This is a genomic window from Micromonospora sp. NPDC005173, assembly GCF_040608515.1.
Lineage (GTDB): Bacteria > Actinomycetota > Actinomycetes > Mycobacteriales > Micromonosporaceae > Micromonospora.
The window spans coordinates 142,901-157,268 of the sequence record NZ_JBEXIK010000003.1; the positions used below are offsets into that span (position 1 = coordinate 142,901).

Sequence of the window (14,368 nt, forward strand, 5' to 3'; positions counted from 1 at the left end):
CCCAGCGCCTCAGCCGGCCCCGGCACGGACGACCTGGGCGTCGATGAGGTCGAGCACCTCGCGCAGCGTGCCGAGCGTCGGTCCACGCCACTCCCGGTCGGCGTTGAACACCATGTGCTCGCCAAGGTCGGGCGCGGCGAGCCGGACCGCGGTCATCCCGGCCCGCTCGGCGCCGGTCAGCTCCTGGCTGCCGCCGTCGCCGACGTACAGGCAGTCCTGCGGCGCCAGCCCGAGCCGCTGGCACGCCGTCAGGTACAGCGCCGGGTCCGGCTTGCACTGTCCGACCTGCACGGAGAAGACCCGCACGTCGAGCAGCGGGGCGACCGCGAGCTGCGGCAGGAAGGCCGGCAGCTCGTGCGTACAGTCGCTGATCACGCCGGTGCCCAGGCCGCGCTGGCGCAGCGCCGCCAACACGGGCACCGCGTCGGCCCGCAGCCGGGTGTCCGCGCGCACCGCCCGGTGCCGAGACGCCACCGCCGCGCGCACCGCATGGTCGCTGGGGTGTACGCCGGCCTGGGCGCACACCCAACGCAGGGTCGCCTCCGCGTTGCCGAGCCGGCCGGTGGCCCGCTCGTAGTACGTGCGGTTCAGCACCTCGGTCAGCGTGTCGGTGGGGCAGCCGAGCAGCTCGGCGGTGCCGAGATGTGCGACGCCGCGCTGCACCGAACGGGTCAGTGTGCCGAAGAAATCGAACAGCACAGCCTGGTAGCTGGGCATGGAGGAGCGCCTCCGGGCGGTCGGGGGGTCGCCGGCGCGGACCTGCGTGATCGTAACGGAGTGCTGACGTTCCGTGGTGTCCGCGGTCGTGTGAGGATTCCTACTCGTGCCCTCTCCTTCGCCTCGCCCGCCCCTGGATCCGCTGACCACCGGCGCCGTCGGCCTGGCCGTGGTCGCCGTGTCGTCGTCCGCGCCGTTGATCGCCTACGCCGCCGCTCCAGCGCTGGCCATCGCGTTCTGGCGCAACCTGCTCGCGGTGGCCGTGCTGAGCCCCTTCTCGCTGGCCCGACGCCGCGCCGAGTTCCGCAGGCTGACCGTGGGTGTGGGCCGGCGGGAGGGGCTGTTCTGCGTACTCTCCGGGGTCGCGCTGGCCGCGCACTTCGCCACCTGGATGCCGAGCGCGCAGCTCACCTCGGTCGCCACGGCCACCGCCCTGGTCGCCACCCAGCCGGTCTGGCAGGGGCTGATCGCCCGCGCCCAGGGCCGCCGGCTGCCCCGGGTGGTCTGGATCGGCATCGCGGTGGCGGTGGGCGGCGCGGTGATCGCCACCGGCGCGGACGTCGGCATCTCCGGGCGGGCCGTCCTCGGTGACCTGCTGGCCGTGACCGGCGGCATCTTCGCGGCCGTCTACACGGCCTTCGGCGAACGGGCCCGGGCCAGCATCAGCACCACCACGTACACCACCATCTGCTACGGGATCTGCGCGCTGATCCTGCTGGTGGTCTGCCTGCTCGGCGGCGTGCGGATGACCGGCTTCGACGGGCGCACCTGGCTGGCCATCCTGGCGCTGGTGGCCGGCGCCCAACTGCTCGGCCACTCGATGTTCAACTACGCCCTGCACCGGATCCCGGCGACCACGGTCAGCGTGCTGATCCTGCTGGAGGTGCCCGGCGCCGCCCTGCTCGCCTGGGTCTGGCTGGATCAGCTGCCCCGCCCGTACGCGCTGCTGGGGATGGCGCTGCTGCTGGTCGGGGTCGCGGTGGTGGTGCTCGGCGGCGCCCGGGCCGGTCGCCGCGCCACGCCGCCGCCAACCCCGCTCCCCGCCGACGCCGCCCCGCTGGGCGACTGACCGCCCGGCGCCTGGCGGATCCAGGACGATCGAGAAATGTGGGCACCGGCTCCCTCCGCGGCGGGCCCGCCCAGCGTCTGTCCGGGTGAGGAGGGCGATCCGTTGACGACTGAGGACCGCACCCGGGACGGCTTCGCCGACTTCGTCCGGGCGGAGACCGCCGGGCTGACCCGGTTCGCGTACCTGCTGACCGGTGATCGGCACCACGCCGAGGATCTCGTCCAGGTGGCGCTGGCGCGGGTGGCGGTGCGGTGGGAACGGATCGACGATCCGGCCGCATACCTGCGTCGGGTGCTCTGCACACAGGCGGCCAGCTGGTGGCGGTGGCGGCGGGCCCGGCCGCCGGAGCGGCTGGGCGCCGCGCTACCGGAGCGGACGGGTCCGGGCGACGACACCGACCTGCGGCTGGTGCTGCGGGCGGCGCTGGACCGGCTGACCGTACGCCAGCGCGCGGTCCTGGTCCTGCGCTACTACGAGGATCGCACCGAGACGGAGACCGCCGTGCTGCTCGGCTGTCGGGTCGGCACCGTGAAGAGCCAGACCCGCCACGCCCTCGGGCGGCTGCGTGTCCTCGCCCCCGAGTTGGCCGAGCTGGTCGGCCGTAGCCCGCAGGAGGTGGCCCGATGACCGCCCGGCTCTCCGAGGCGCTGCGCCGCCTCGCCGACGACGTGCCGCCGGCCGCCGTACCGGAAGGGCTCTTCGACGCGGCACGCACCCGGCACCGCCGCCGGCGGGCGGCCGTGGCCGGCGCGTTCGCCGTCCTGGTCCTGCTTCTTGGCACCGGGTACGCGTTGCACCCGGTGTCCCTGCCGGCGCCGGCTGGCCCGTATTCAGACGCACCCGGCCTGCCGACCCGACTCGTCGACCCGCCGCTGCGTACCGCGACGGTGCGGGACTCGGCACCCGGGGCGGCGGCCATGCTCTTCGGCGGTCCGGCCGTGCGCACCGACTGGTTCGAGACCCGAATGGGTGTGGTGGCCGCCGACGCCGACCGGTACCGGGTGCTGGACGCCGGTCCGCTCGTCCCGGGCTTCGACGCGCTGCTCTCCCCGGACGGCCGGTACGCCTGGATCGGCGCGTCACTGCTGGACCTGACGTCCGGACGGTTCACCCCGGACCGTACGGACGGGTACCCGCTCGCCTTCGCGCCGGATGGTGAGCGGCTCGTGTACGCCGACGATGAGGCCACGTTCACCCCGCCGAACACGTACACCACCCCGTACGTCGGGGTCTACGACCGGGAGCTTCGGACGGACGTGCTGCGGGTGCCGGTGGGTACCGCCTGGATTCCGCCGGGACGCACGGCGGCGCTCTCCCCGGACGGCGGCGAGCTGGCCCTCCAGGTTCGCGACGAGGTCTGGCTCACCCGGGTCGCCGACGCCGGCGCCGACCGTGCCGCCGAGCCGTACCGGAAGCTGCCGCTGGCCGGCGGCCGGCTCGCCGGGGCCGGGTCCTGGCTGCCGGACGGGCGGTCGGTGGCCGTCCTGAGCCGGTCCACCTGCACGGACTGTCCGGTGCCGTCCTACCGGCGTACCTGGACGCTGGCCCTGCGGTCCATCGTCGACGACACACCGCAGGCCGGCCAGGCCTTTCCGCCGCTGCGCTCCCGTACGTTCGTGCAACTGCTCGGCTGGCGTTCGGCGGACGAAGCGGTCGCGCTGGTCGGCGTGCCCGGCCCGGAGGCGGTCGACCGGCCGGAGTACCACGACATCTCCTGGGGTCCCTATCACGAGCCCGGCACGAGCTCGGTGGAACTCGTGGTGCTGCGCCGGGGCGCACCCGCGCCGGAGGTGCTCTTCCACACTCCGGAAGGCATCACCGACCTGACGGTCGCCGCCGACCTCGCGGTCGACGGCGCGGTACGCGAGGCTGGCCGCCCCGACTACGGACCGTTGCCGTTCTGGCTGCTCGCCGTGGGGTTCGTCGTGGCGCTCGTGGTCGCCCTGCCCGTGCTGTCGCTGTTGCGGCGCTGGCGTGGTCGACGGCTCCACCGGCGCGTCGAGGCCGTACCCCCGCAGCCGCATCCCGACAACGGCTAGCCCTCGTGCACCTCGATCACCCGGGTGGTCGGCGCGGCTTCGCCGAGGTCGGCGCGCAGCGCCGCCCGCTCCGGGTCGGCGAGGAACGCCTCGTACCCGGCTCGGGCGTCGAACCCGATCAGGTGGACCTCGGTCCGCCCGTCGGTGCCGCGCAGCCGCCGTTCCAGCCGGCCGCCGTGCCGCCCGAGCAGGGCCAGCACCATGTCCTCGTAACGCTGCCCGGCAGCCTCGGCTCCGGCGGAGAACTCGACCAGCGCGACCAGATTCAGCATGACGGCACCCTATTCGGCGATGCCGACGGCCTTGGCGCTGGCCGCCCAGAGTCGGGCCGCGAGCTGCGGATCGGCGGCTTTGCGGTACGGCTGGCGCAGCCGACGGTCGGCGTAGTAGCCACCGTCGACCAGTCGAGCCGGGGCCTGGTTGGCGAGCCAGACGAGGGTCTCGGCGCCCTTCTCGGGGCTGCGGAACGGCAGGATCCGCATGCCGAGGGCGACCACCCGACTGTCGTTCGCGAACCGGGTCCGCACCACTCCCGGGTGGAAGCTGTGTGCCGGGATGTCCGGCCAACGGCGGGCCGCCTCGGCGGTGAACAGGATGTTCGCCTGCTTGCTGGTGCCGTACGCGACCAGCGGCCGGTAGCGACGGAGCGGCTTGTTCAGGTCGTCCGGGTCCAACGCGCCGCTGCGGTGCGCGCCGGAGGCGGTGACCACGATCCGGCCGATCCGGTCGGCGAGCAGGTTGGTCAGCAGGAACGGGGCCAGGTGGTTGGCCTGGATCGACAGCTCGAAGCCGTCGACGGTGGTGAGCGGTTGGAGCGCGATCGCGCCCGCGTTGTTGGCCAGCACGTCGATCCGGTCGTACGCCTCCCGCAGCCGCTCGGCGAGGCGGCGCACGTCATCCAGCACCGCGAAGTCGGCCCGGAACAGCTCCGGACGCTCGCCCGAGTTCTCCCGTACCCGTTCCGCCGCGGCCTGCAAGCGGGCCGGGTCCCGCCCGACCAGCACCACCCAGTCACCACGGCACGCCAGGTTGACGGCGGCGGCCAGCCCAATGCCGGAGCTGGCCCCGGTCACCACCACCAGTCGACGCTCAGTGAGATCTTCCACAGGTCCATTCACCCCGGTCATGGCGCGAGGTTACCGTGGCGTCACCACGCCCTTTGGGATCGTTAAGTTTCTCGGATCTGTCATCAGGTGGCGTCGGCGTGCCCGCCGGACGCTGGAAGGAGTCCATCCATGGCCGCAGTCGGTCGTCCCCGTCGGTCCTGCCTCGCCGTACCGGGTTCCAGCGTCAAGATGCTCGGCAAGGCGCAGGGACTCCCGGCCGACCAGGTCTTCCTCGACCTGGAGGACGCCGTCGCCCCGCTGGCCAAGCCGGATGCTCGCAAGAACATCGTGGCCGCGCTCAACGAGGGTGACTGGGCCGGCAAGACCCGGGTCGTCCGGGTCAACGACCTGACCACCCCGTGGACCTACCGCGACGTCATCGAGGTGGTCGAGGGCGCCGGCGCGAACCTGGACTGCATCATGCTGCCGAAGGTGCAGACCGCCGCTCAGGTGCAGTGGCTGGACCTCACGCTCACCCAGATCGAGAAGACGCTCGGCCTGGAGGTCGGCCGGATCGGTATTGAGGCGCAGATCGAGAACGCCGCCGGTCTGGTCAATGTGGACGCCATCGCCGCCGCCTCGCCCCGGGTGGAGACCATCATCTTCGGCCCGGCCGACTTCATGGCCTCGATCAACATGAAGTCGCTGGTGGTCGGCGCGCTGATCCCGGACTACCCGGGCGACCCGTACCACTACATCCTGATGCGGATCCTGATGGCCGCTCGGATGCACGACAAGCAGGCCATCGACGGCCCGTTCCTGCAGATCCGGGACGTGGACGCCTTCCGCGAGGTGGCCAAGCGCTCGGCGGCGCTGGGCTTCGACGGCAAGTGGGTGCTGCACCCGGGCCAGATCGACGCCGCCAACGAGGTCTACCAGCCGGCGCAGTCCGACTACGACCACGCCGAGCTCATCCTGGACGCCTACGAGCACTACACCTCGGAGGCCGGTGGCCGGCTCGGCGCGGTGATGCTCGGCGACGAGATGATCGACGAGGCGTCCCGCAAGATGGCGCTGGTGGTCTCCGCCAAGGGCCGGGCCGCCGGCATGAGCCGGACCTCGTCGTTCACCCCGCCGGCGGAGTGAGTGCGCTGGGCCGGGACGACCGCCGCCGGCTGTCGTCCCGGCCCCGGTACGCCGGCCCGCCCATCGATCAGTAGCTGCTGCTGTCGCTGCCGGCACTCGTCGTGACCGCAAAGACGATCGCGGCGATGTAGAAGGCGATCACCACCACCAACAGCCCGGTGAGGATCCAGCCGATGATGATGGCTGCCTTCGCCATCCCTTCACCGCCCTCGCCACTGGCCTGGATCTGCTTGCGCGCCACGTGACCGAGGATCGCGCCGACCGGTGCGGTGATGCAGGACGTGAAGCCCAGCAGGGCCAGCACGAACGCCGCGAGGGCCATCCCGTTGGTCTTCGGCGGAGGCGGGTAGCCGTAGCCGGGGTACTGCGGCGGATAGCCGGGCGGGGCGTATCCGGGCTGGACGTATCCGGGCTGGACGTATCCGGGCATGGGCTGCCCCGGCGGCAGCTGCCCACCGGCGTACGGGTCGACCGGCGCGTACGGGTCCGCCGGGCCGGCTTGGGTGGGCACCGGCTGCCCGGCCACGAGCGTCGGGTCGACCGGTGGGCTCGACTGCGGACCCGACCACGTGGGATCGGTCCAGCCGCCGGGCGGTGGGGGATTGGTCATGCGAACTCTCCGTCAGGTCGGGTGCGCCCGTCAGGGTAGCCAGCGGCGGCGAAACCCGATGCCCCTGCTACCGGGTGCCGCGTTGCCCGGGCCGGTCGCAACGGGCAGGATCCTGGCATGGCAATCGACGCGCGAGCCGCGGATCGTTCCGGCAGTCGACCGAGGCGGGACGTCAGCCGCCCGGGTGTGGCCCGGCGTGGCCGCGCGGCCACACCGGCCGGCTCCCCCGGCCCCGACGAGCCGGTACCGCTCACCGACCCGGTGACCATGCGGCTCGACGGGCGGGTTGCCCTGGTGACCGGGGCGGGCAGCCCGGACGGCATCGGGTACGCCACGGCCCGCCGACTCGCGGACCTGGGCGCCCGGGTGGCCATCGTCTCCACCACCCGGCGCATCCACGAGCGGGCCACCGAGCTGGGGGTGACCGGTTTCGTCGCGGACCTGACCGACGAGTCCGAGGTCGGTGCGCTGGCCGACGCGGTCGCCGAGCAGTTGGGCGACGTCGAGGTGCTGGTCAACAACGCCGGCCTCGCCAGCCGGGCCAGCCCGGAGGTGCTGCGACCGGTCGCGCAGCTCAGCTACGACGAGTGGCGCGGCGAGATCGACCGCAACCTGACCACCGCCTTCCTGTGCAGCCGCGCCTTCATCGGCGGGATGGCCGAGCGGGGCTGGGGGCGGATCGTCAACCTGTCGGCCACCGCCGGCCCGGTCAACGCCCTGCCCACCGAGGCCGCGTACGCCGCGGCGAAGGCCGGGGTGGTCGGGCTGACCCGGGCACTGGCCATGGAGATGATCGCCGACGGGGTGACCGTGAACGCGGTGGCGCCCGGCACCATCTACACCGCGGCGTCCACGATGGCCGAGATCAAGCAGGGGCTGGGCACCCCGGTCGGTCGACCGGGCACCCCGGACGAGGTCGCCGCCGCCATCAGCTTCCTCTGCTCGCCGGCAGCCTCGTACATCACCGGCCAGATGCTGGTGGTGGACGGCGGCAACAGCGTCCGCGAGGCCCGGTTCCGCTGATCGGTCCGGTTCACGTCGTAGGGCGTTCGCCGCCGTTCAGTAGCCGCCGCTGTCGCCGGTGTTGCCGATGAGGACCAGGGCCAGCCAGCCACAGCAGGCCAGCAGGGTGAGCCCGGTGAAGACGTAGCCGAGGATCAGCCCCCAGGTGGCGAGCTGGTCGCCCTCCTCGCCGCTGGTACGGATCTGCCGCTTGGCCACATGGCCGAGGACGGCGCCGGCCGGCGGGAACACGAAGGCGAACACCAGCGACAGGATCGCCAGCACGTTGGTGCCCCGACCTGGTCCGGACGACGGGGGGCCGTACTGACCGTAGGGGCCCTGCGGGGGGTACGGCGGCTGCGCCGGCTGGTGCGGCCCCTGCTGCCCGTACGGCGACGGGTCGTCCGCGGGTGGGCCGTACGGTGAGCGCTCCGGCGGCCCGAACGACGACTGGTCCGGCGGCGGAGGGTACGGCGACTGGCCTGCCGGCGGCGGCGCGTAGGGCGACTGGTCCCGGGGTGGCTCGTAGGGTGACGGCGGCTGCTCGTCCCCGGGCGGTCCCGACGGCGGCGGGTAGCTCACGACTGTCCTCCTCCTGCCGGTGCCGGAAAAGTCCCTCTTGCCGGACGCTACCCGCAGCGGTGAACCTTTTCACAGCGGTTGTGTGGACTGGTCACCTTGGCCTCGCCGGCCCCGGAGGCCGATACTGACCCAGCGTTCAGTTACCCATGAGTAGTGCGCTGATCCCCGGAGGCTGAGATGGCCCGACTCGCCCAGACGCCCGGCCTCACCGATGTGCAACGGTCGATCCTGGAGACCGTCCGGGAGTTCGCCGACAAGGAGATCATCCCGCACGCCCAGCGGCTGGAGCACGCCGACGAGTACCCCACCGACATCCTCGACGGGATGCGCGAGATGGGGTTGTTCGGCCTCACCATCGACGAGGAGTACGGCGGGCTGGGCGAGTCGCTGCTCACCTACGCGCTCGTGGTGGAGCAGCTGTCCCGGGGCTGGATGTCGATCTCCGGCATCGTCAACACGCACTTCATCGTGGCGTACCTGATCTCCCAGCACGGCTCGGCCGAGCAGAAGGCCCGGCTGCTGCCGAAGATGGCCACCGGCGAGGTGCGCGGCGCCTTCTCGATGTCCGAGCCGGAGACCGGTTCCGACGTCTCGGCGATCAAGTCCCGCGCGGTCCGCGACGGCGACCGCTACGTGCTCAACGGACAGAAGATGTGGCTGACCAACGGGGCGTACTCCTCCGTGGTTGCCACGTTGGTCAAGACCGACACCGGCGCCGAGTCGGTGTACGGCAACATGAGCACCTTCCTGCTGGAGAAGGAGCCGGGCTTCGGCGAGACCGCACCCGGGCTGACCATCCCCGGCAAGATCGAAAAGATGGGCTACAAGGGCGTCGAGACCACCGAGATGGTGCTCGACGGCGTGACCGTGCCCGACTCGGCGATCCTCGGCGGCGCCGACAAGGTGGGCCGGGGCTTCTACCAGATGATGGACGGCATCGAGGTGGGCCGCGTCAACGTCGCCGCCCGCGCCTGCGGCATCTCCATCCGCGCCTTCGAGCTGGCGGTCGGCTACGCCCAGCAGCGCAAGACCTTCGGCCAGCCGCTCGCCAAGCACCAGGCCATCGCCTTCAAGCTCGCCGAGATGGGCACGAAGATCGAGGCCGCGCACGCCCTCATGGTCAACGCCGCCCGGCTCAAGGACGCCGGCCAGCGCAACGACGTCGAGGCCGGAATGGCCAAGCTGCTCGCCTCCGAGTACTGCGCCGAGGTGGTCCAGGAGGCGTTCCGCATCCACGGCGGCTACGGCTACTCCAAGGAGTACGAGATCGAGCGACTGATGCGGGAGGCCCCGTTCCTGCTCATCGGCGAGGGCACCTCGGAGATCCAGAAGACCATCATCTCCCGCGGCCTGCTCAAGGAGTACAAGCTCTGATCCGCGCCCGCCCTGTCGGTCTCAAGCGTGATGACTCCGAGGTATCAATATGACTCTGAGGTATCACGCTCGGCGCACCATCACCCGCGACCGCCGCCGACGCGGGGTGCGATGAATCGCCGGAGGGGCAGGGCGACGAGCAGTGCGACCGTAACCAGGAGGCCGCTGACCCACACCGGGCCAAGGTCGCCGGCATTGGTCCCGAGGGTCGCTGCTGCAACGGCGGGGCCGCTAGCAGCACCGATGTTAAGCGCCGCGGTCGCATACGACCCTCCCATGGTGGGAGCGCCCGCTGCCTCGTAGAGCACTCTGGCGATCAGGGTGCTGCCCAACGCGAACGAAAGCGTGCCCTGCACGAACACGAGGAGCAGAAGCGCCACCGGTTGGGCAGCCAGCGTCGCCAACGCGACCCAGCCGAGCAACAGCAAGGGGCCACCAACTGCGATCACGATGCCGGGACGCTGATCGGAGAGCCGTCCCGCGAGGGTGACGCCGACGAAGGACCCAGCACCAAAGAGCACCAGCACGACCGAGACCCACAGCTCGCCCAGGCCGGCGGTGTCGGTCACGATCGGTGCCAGGAAGGTGAACGTGGCGAAGGTGGCAGCGTTGGCTAGGGCACCGAGCAGCATGACCAGGACCAGCCGGGGCATCGCGAGCTGGGCGATCTCGTCCCGAAGAGACGAGTCGGCCGGAGTGTCCCGAGGGGTCTTTCCGACACGCGCCGGGATGCCCTTCACGACGCCGAAGGCAGCGGGCAGGCAGAGCAATGCGATCGCCCAGAAGGTTGCCCGCCAGCCAAGCACCGTGCCGAGCACCGCACCGCCGGGAACTCCAGCGATGGTGGCCACCGTCGTACCCGAGAGCAGCACCGCCAGCGCGCGCCCTTTCTGATCAGCTGCGACGAGCGTGGCCGCCGTGCTCAGTGCCACGGCCAGGAAGCCCGCGTTGGCCCCGGCGGCGATGACCCGGGTGACAAGCAGAACCGCGAAGCTCGTCGTGAGGGCGCCCACGACGTGGGCCATGGCGAAGACCAGCACGAAGCCCAGCAGGCTTGCCCGGGCAGGCCACCGGCGCGCGAGCGCCGCCATCAGGGGTGCGCCGACGATCATCCCGACGGCGAACGCCGAGGTCAGAAGCCCGGCAGCCCCGACCGACACGTCGAGGCTTGTGGCGATGTCCGGCACCAGGCCGGCGAGCATGAACTCCGAGGTGCCCATGGCGAAGACCGCCACGGCAAGCAGGTAGAGCGGTAGAGGCATCAAGAGCTCCGAGGTGAGAGAGAACGAGGAGACGTCTCGTCACCGCGGCCAGCGCCCAAGGGTGCGCGAAAGAACCCATGCAGCGAAGGCTGCTGGGAAGCGAGCTATGAACTCAGTGGTTCAGGGGGCTGACGGCGTGACCGAAAGCCCCCACCTTGGATGCCTCAGGGCTCGACATGGCGCGAACATTACTCAGACCCACCGGTCATTACGCAACCGAGTTCCGCCCGAGGCGCGTGTCGTCAACCTGGTGCCCCGCAACACCTAGCGCCAGCCGGCTCCCTGGCCAACTCCTGCGGCCGGAACCGGTACTCCTCGATCGCGGCGATCAACCGGTCCTCCGGCACCGCCGTGTCCCGGCCACCAACGACCGGGGCGGGCTGCAGTGATCGCCATACCGTCGGTCGCAGCCGTACGCCGTTCAGCCGGCCGTCGCGCCGGTGCGGGGTGACCCGGTCGATGTTCGCCCAGTCCAGGACCTGGCGGCCGTGCCGGATCGCGCTGGCGGTCAGCGCCAGCCGACCGGTGAACCGCACCTGCTCGTAGGCCGTCCGACCGAGCCACCCCGCGACCCCGACGGCGAGCACCGGTCGGGCGACCTCGACCCACCAGCCGTGCTGGGGCAGTGTGGCGAGCAGGCCCGCCCCGATCACGATCAGCAGGACCGTCTCCGACGCCAGGTCGACCCAGCCGGCGAGCGACCGGTGTGCCACCAGGCCGGGTTCGACCGTGTCCAGGCCTGTGACCCGCTCCCGCCAGTGCAACTGGCCGTCCCGCCGTGGCCACCACCGCTGCCCGAGCAGCCGGGCGCCGAAGGTCAGCCAGACGACCCAGCTCACGCCGGAGAGCGGGGGCACCCGGAACAGGCCGGCGGCGACCACCGCCGCCACCAACACCGCGACGGTCAGGGCCAGCAGCCGGCGTGGCCAGACTCCGTCCCGCAGCGATGGCAGGCGACCCGACCGCGGCAGAGACATGGCCGCAGAGTACGTCCGCCGTCCGGGAGCCGTCAGGGGAGGCGGGTCAGACCGGCGGCGGCGCGTTCGACGATGAGGCAGCGGTCCTCGACGTAGTCCATTCCGGCCTCCTCGGCGATCCGCCGCGCCTCGGCCGAGACGATGCCCAGCTGCAACCAGACCGCCGGAGCGCCGATCGCCGCCGCGTCCCGAACCACCTGCACGGCGTCGGCCGCCGGCCGGAACACGTCCACCAGGTCGACCGGGTGCGGGATGTCGGCGAGGGTCGGGTACGCCCGCTCCCCGAAGAGTTCGTCGACCGTCGGGTTGACCGGGATGATCCGCCACCCGTACTGCTGCATCTGCAACGGCACGCCGTGCGCGGCCTTCAACGGGTCGCGGGACGCGCCCACGACGGCGATCACGGCGGAGTCGGCGAGGATCTGCTGAGCGGTACGCACCCGCCGACTGTAGCGCTGCCCTCGGGCTAGAGCAGGGTCAGTTGCTCGGCGGCGGCCGGTGGTGGGGACGGCTCGGGCAGGTGGCGGTTGTCGCCCTGCTCACCACGGTGCAGCCCGTGCCGGCGGGCCGCGATCCGCACCCGAGCGGTCAGCTCCCGCTGGTACGCCTGCGGGGCGTAGGAGCCGGCCCGGTAGAGCTCGCGGTAGCGGGGCACGAGGTGTGGGTACTCCCGGGCCAGCCAGTGCGCGTACCACTCCCGTGCGCCAGGACGCAGGTGCAGGGCCAGGGGGGTCACGCTGGTCGCCCCGGCGGCGGCGATCGCCAACACCGTGGCGTCGATCGACTCGTCGCTGTCGCTCAGCCCCGGCAGGATCGGGGCCATCAGCACCCCGACGGAGAAGCCGGCATCGGCGAGCGCCCGGACCGCGTCCAGCCGGCGACGCGGGTGCGGCGTGCCCGGCTCGACGGAGCGCCAGAGTTGCTCGTCGACGAAGCCCACCGAGTAGGAGATGCCGACCGTGGTCACCTCGGCGGCCTCGCGCAGCAGGGGCAGGTCCCGCAGGATCAGCGTGCCCTTGGTCAGGATCGAGAACGGGTTGGCGAAGTCCCGCAGAGCCGCGATGATCTGCGGCATCAGCCGGTAGCGCCCCTCGGCCCGCTGGTAGCAGTCCACGTTGGTGCCCATCGCCACGTGCGCGCCCCGCCATTTCGGCGCGGCCAGCTCCCGCCGGACCAGCTCACCGGCGTTGACCTTGACGATCACCTTCCGGTCGAAGTCCGCTCCGGCGTCCAGGTCGAGGTAGGTGTGCGTATTTCTCGCGAAGCAGTTGTGGCTGACCACTCCGTTGGCGATGAAGTCGCCGGTGCCGGTGGTGATGTCCCACAGCGGCAGCTCCAGTCCGAGCGATTGGATACCCGCGACCCTGAGTGCGGTCTGATGCTTCAGCGCGGCACCCTCGATCGACCGCTTGCGAGTGATGGCCGGGTCGGTCAGGTGGAAGAACCGGAGCCGGGCGGCCAGACCGCCGGTCAACCTAATCTCCCGCACACGGTTGGGTCGGCCGCGATCTTCCCGCACGAAGGAGAGCCCGAACCGCTGCAGTGCCTCCGTCGTCTGGTCGAGGATGGCGTCGTCGCTGTTGGTGATGCGTAGGACGCCCCTGCTGCAACTGCCCTCGGCGTCGAAGATGCCGGCCAGGAAGCCGAGCCGCCAGTCGTCGCTGGGGTTCACCGGCCAACGGATCAGCTCGGTGATTGTCTCGATGTCCCGTTGCTTCGAGGTGCGGATGGCGGTCATTGCCCGCCGCGTTGGGCTGCCCGACGTGAATGTGAAGCGCTGCGTCTCAATGCCTTCCTGGGCGAGGTAGCGCTCACTTCGGCTCAACGCCTCGTCGTCGCAGAGTGCCAGTCGGAACCGGTGCACCATCCCGTACGAGTACGTGAAGGTGCCGAGCTGCGCATCCCCGCGGATCATGCCGCAGAGGTAGCCCCGCCGGTAGTCGAGCGACTCCTTGGGGCCGGCGGCGAAACGGCCGGTGCCGATCAGGCGGTTGTTGGTGGTCAGGTAGGGGCGCCGGCTGCCGCCCTGCATGGTTCCGGTGACGTACTTCCAGCCACGCTCGGAGAGAAACCGGTGGTCCCCGCTGGCGAGGAGAGTCGTGCCGTCCTCCAGCGTGACCCGGTAAGCCGGTTTCACGGTGGACCACTTGTCGAGGACGGTGGTGACGACGTATCGGCGGTAGGTGCCGCGTCGCTCGGTCCCGTAGATGCGGTCGCCCGGCTCCAAGTCGCTGATCGGCTTGGTGCGCCCGTCCGCCATGAGGATCGGGGTGTCCCCGCCCATGCAGTACACACATGCATGGGAGCAGCCCCGGTACGGGTTGATTGTCCACTCGAACGGGACGCGGGACTGCCCGGGCACCCGGTTGATGATGGATTTGGCCCGCACCTCGTAGAAGGTCATCCCGGCGAACTCCGGGGTGTCGAAGGTGCGGGCGACGGCGCCGGGCAGCGCCAGCGGCAGGGGTGGCGTCGCTGGCGCTGCCCGCTCGGGGTCTCCCTCAACCGGGGGAGCGGTGAGGTTGTCCCAGCGCATGGCCACTA

At 71.5% G+C, this 14,368-nt stretch carries 15 protein-coding genes; 6 read left to right on the forward strand and 9 right to left on the reverse strand.

Annotated features, from left to right (window positions below; all coding sequences use genetic code 11):
* Positions 1–9 precede the first annotated feature (9 nt).
* Positions 10–717 (reverse strand): HAD family hydrolase, encoded by a 708-nt coding sequence (locus ABZV00_RS05915; protein ID WP_355602249.1) that lies wholly within the window; start codon positions 715–717, stop codon positions 10–12.
* 106 nt (positions 718–823) lie between these two features.
* Here ABZV00_RS05915 and ABZV00_RS05920 point away from each other — a divergent pair, with 106 nt between their 5' ends.
* The 3 genes from ABZV00_RS05920 (at position 824) to ABZV00_RS05930 (ending at position 3,825) form a co-directional block, all read left to right on the forward strand.
* On the forward strand, positions 824–1,786 hold the full coding sequence (locus tag ABZV00_RS05920; protein WP_328423197.1) for a DMT family transporter: 963 nt from the start codon (positions 824–826) through the stop codon (positions 1,784–1,786).
* Positions 1,787–1,888: 102 nt separating this feature from the next.
* Positions 1,889–2,413 carry a SigE family RNA polymerase sigma factor gene (locus tag ABZV00_RS05925; RefSeq protein ID WP_355602251.1) on the forward strand — a complete coding sequence of 175 codons (525 nt, stop codon included), beginning with the start codon at positions 1,889–1,891 and terminating at the stop codon, positions 2,411–2,413.
* Positions 2,410–3,825: a hypothetical protein gene (locus tag ABZV00_RS05930; RefSeq protein WP_355602253.1), complete on the forward strand. Its 1,416-nt coding sequence runs from the start codon at positions 2,410–2,412 to the stop codon at positions 3,823–3,825. Before ABZV00_RS05925 ends, ABZV00_RS05930 begins: the two co-directional genes overlap by 4 nt.
* Here the strand turns inward: ABZV00_RS05930 and ABZV00_RS05935 are convergent.
* Together ABZV00_RS05935 and ABZV00_RS05940 are read right to left on the reverse strand one after the other, a co-directional pair.
* Positions 3,822–4,097 carry a hypothetical protein gene (locus ABZV00_RS05935; protein ID WP_355602255.1) on the reverse strand — a complete coding sequence of 92 codons (276 nt, stop codon included), beginning with the start codon at positions 4,095–4,097 and terminating at the stop codon, positions 3,822–3,824. The genes ABZV00_RS05930 and ABZV00_RS05935 overlap by 4 nt on opposite strands.
* A gap of 9 nt (positions 4,098–4,106) precedes the next feature.
* A complete protein-coding gene (locus ABZV00_RS05940) occupies positions 4,107–4,931 on the reverse strand; it encodes an SDR family NAD(P)-dependent oxidoreductase (RefSeq protein WP_355602584.1) in 825 nt (274 codons plus the stop codon).
* A 129-nt stretch (positions 4,932–5,060) separates the two neighbouring features.
* Here ABZV00_RS05940 and ABZV00_RS05945 point away from each other — a divergent pair, with 129 nt between their 5' ends.
* Positions 5,061–6,017 (forward strand): CoA ester lyase, encoded by a 957-nt coding sequence (locus ABZV00_RS05945; RefSeq protein WP_355602257.1) that lies wholly within the window; start codon positions 5,061–5,063, stop codon positions 6,015–6,017.
* Positions 6,018–6,084: 67 nt separating this feature from the next.
* On the opposite strand, the gene ABZV00_RS05950 is transcribed toward ABZV00_RS05945, so the two are convergent.
* Positions 6,085–6,627, reverse strand: a complete 543-nt coding sequence (locus ABZV00_RS05950) for a DUF4190 domain-containing protein (protein ID WP_355602259.1) — start codon at positions 6,625–6,627, stop codon at positions 6,085–6,087.
* A 186-nt stretch (positions 6,628–6,813) separates the two neighbouring features.
* Here ABZV00_RS05950 and ABZV00_RS05955 point away from each other — a divergent pair, with 186 nt between their 5' ends.
* Positions 6,814–7,650: an SDR family NAD(P)-dependent oxidoreductase gene (locus tag ABZV00_RS05955; protein ID WP_328426269.1), complete on the forward strand. Its 837-nt coding sequence runs from the start codon at positions 6,814–6,816 to the stop codon at positions 7,648–7,650.
* Positions 7,651–7,686: 36 nt separating this feature from the next.
* On the opposite strand, the gene ABZV00_RS05960 is transcribed toward ABZV00_RS05955, so the two are convergent.
* Positions 7,687–8,211, reverse strand: coding sequence for a DUF4190 domain-containing protein (locus tag ABZV00_RS05960; RefSeq protein WP_355602261.1), 525 nt, complete (start codon positions 8,209–8,211; stop codon positions 7,687–7,689).
* A gap of 177 nt (positions 8,212–8,388) precedes the next feature.
* Between ABZV00_RS05960 and ABZV00_RS05965 the strand changes: the two genes are divergently transcribed.
* Complete coding sequence (locus tag ABZV00_RS05965; RefSeq protein WP_328423211.1) at positions 8,389–9,585, forward strand: acyl-CoA dehydrogenase family protein; 1,197 nt, start codon at positions 8,389–8,391, stop codon at positions 9,583–9,585.
* A gap of 80 nt (positions 9,586–9,665) precedes the next feature.
* Here the strand turns inward: ABZV00_RS05965 and ABZV00_RS05970 are convergent, their stop codons facing one another.
* From ABZV00_RS05970 to ABZV00_RS05985, 4 genes are all read right to left on the reverse strand, one after another.
* Entirely contained in the window at positions 9,666–10,847 is a 1,182-nt protein-coding gene (locus ABZV00_RS05970; protein WP_355602263.1) for a Cmx/CmrA family chloramphenicol efflux MFS transporter, read from the reverse strand.
* Between the two features lie 242 nt (positions 10,848–11,089).
* Positions 11,090–11,824 (reverse strand): hypothetical protein, encoded by a 735-nt coding sequence (locus ABZV00_RS05975; RefSeq protein WP_355602265.1) that lies wholly within the window; start codon positions 11,822–11,824, stop codon positions 11,090–11,092.
* Positions 11,825–11,856: 32 nt separating this feature from the next.
* Positions 11,857–12,264: a CoA-binding protein gene (locus ABZV00_RS05980; protein WP_328423217.1), complete on the reverse strand. Its 408-nt coding sequence runs from the start codon at positions 12,262–12,264 to the stop codon at positions 11,857–11,859.
* Positions 12,265–12,290: 26 nt separating this feature from the next.
* Complete coding sequence (locus tag ABZV00_RS05985) at positions 12,291–14,360, reverse strand: intein-containing Rv2578c family radical SAM protein (protein ID WP_355602267.1); 2,070 nt, start codon at positions 14,358–14,360, stop codon at positions 12,291–12,293.
* Positions 14,361–14,368: the final 8 nt, after the last annotated feature.